The sequence below is a fragment of the Clostridium sp. ZBS15 genome, from assembly GCF_023845705.1.
GTDB classification, from domain to species: domain Bacteria; phylum Bacillota; class Clostridia; order Clostridiales; family Clostridiaceae; genus Clostridium; species Clostridium aquiflavi.
The window spans coordinates 1-468 of sequence record NZ_JAMQHY010000224.1 but is presented as its reverse complement, the minus strand read 5'-3'; the positions used below and the strand labels follow the sequence as shown (position 1 = coordinate 468).

General features: G+C 29.1%; 1 protein-coding gene. It reads right to left on the bottom strand.

What is annotated here, in order from left to right:
- Positions 1-397: GNAT family N-acetyltransferase (locus NG904_RS17115; RefSeq protein ID WP_252232948.1), on the bottom strand; the 397-nt coding region annotated here is incomplete at its 3' end.
- Positions 398-468 lie beyond the last annotated feature (71 nt).

Sequence of the window (468 nt, the reverse complement as noted above, 5' to 3'; positions counted from 1 at the left end):
ATCCTGATGTATTATAAAATGGTACTTTACCTCTTCTTAAAATTTCATTTTTTAAAAGTGCAACTAAACTTCTTCCAATTCTCTTACTGCGATACTCAGGTAAAACATCAATTCCAATTTGCCACATATTTTTACTATCTGCACTTGCTCCTGCCATTCCCATTATCTTATCTCCATCAAATGCTGCAACTGCAAGCATATCTGGATTATTTTTATCAAAAGCAAGAGCTTCTTGAAATCTTTTATCATTTTTGAATTGGAAAATCTCTTCATACTCATACCATTTTACATTAATAATAGGATCTATAGATGTTATATTAGAATTTGGTAAGTAATAATGATGAATATCTACTATCTCATGACCAAACTCTTTTAATTTATAATCAATTCGTCTCAAATTACGATATTGAAAAAACCACGCCGAACTATAATTTTTTAAATTTTCTTCGCACCAATGTATAATCATAG